Here is a 604-nt window from a genome sequence, read left to right on the forward strand (position 1 = left end):
TTAGAATTCCCGCCATGGATAGCGTCAATCTGACCGACAACTTCCTCATCGCCATGCCAGCGATGGAGGATCGTTATTTCGCCCACAGTCTCGTCTATATCTGCGAGCACAACGCCAATGGCGCCCTGGGCATTATCGTCAATCGGCCCATCGACATGACCCTGGCCGGGCTGTTCGAGAAAATCGACCTTCCCTTCGGGCCGGATGCCCTGGGGGACTTGCCAGTATACTTCGGCGGGCCGGTCCAGCTCGACCGCGGCTTCGTCCTGCACCGCCCCCTGGGGAGTTGGCAATCCACCCTGGCCGTCAACGAGGAAGTGGGGCTCACCAGTTCCCGCGACATCCTGGCCAATGTGGGCAATGCCGGCGAACCGCGGGAAATCATCGTCACCCTGGGCTATGCTGGCTGGGGCGCCGGGCAACTGGAGGACGAACTGGCCAAGAATGCCTGGCTGACAGTGGCAGCCCGTTCGTCCATCCTCTTCGACCTCCCCCCTGAGGAACGCCTTCCGGCCGCTATGCAGAATCTGGGTGTCAGCTTCTCGCAGCTTTCTGACGTCGCTGGTCACGCCTAGTACTGCGTCCGTCAGTGAGCTTACAAATG

1 protein-coding gene is annotated in these 604 nt (G+C 61.1%); it reads left to right on the plus strand.

Annotation, left to right across the window (positions count from 1 at the left end; genetic code table 11):
* The first annotated feature begins 14 nt into the window (after positions 1 to 14).
* On the plus strand, positions 15 to 575 hold the full coding sequence (locus JNK74_29490; protein MBL7650308.1) for a YqgE/AlgH family protein: 561 nt from the start codon (positions 15 to 17) through the stop codon (positions 573 to 575).
* The last annotated feature ends 29 nt before the right edge of the window (positions 576 to 604 follow it).

This window comes from Candidatus Hydrogenedentota bacterium (assembly GCA_016791475.1).
Lineage (GTDB): Bacteria > Hydrogenedentota > Hydrogenedentia > Hydrogenedentales > JAEUWI01 > JAEUWI01.

Coding starts and splice junctions, on each gene's coding strand:
- JNK74_29490 (MBL7650308.1), top strand. CDS start 15: ATGGATAGCGTCAATCTGACCGACAACTTCCTCATCGCCATGCCAGCG.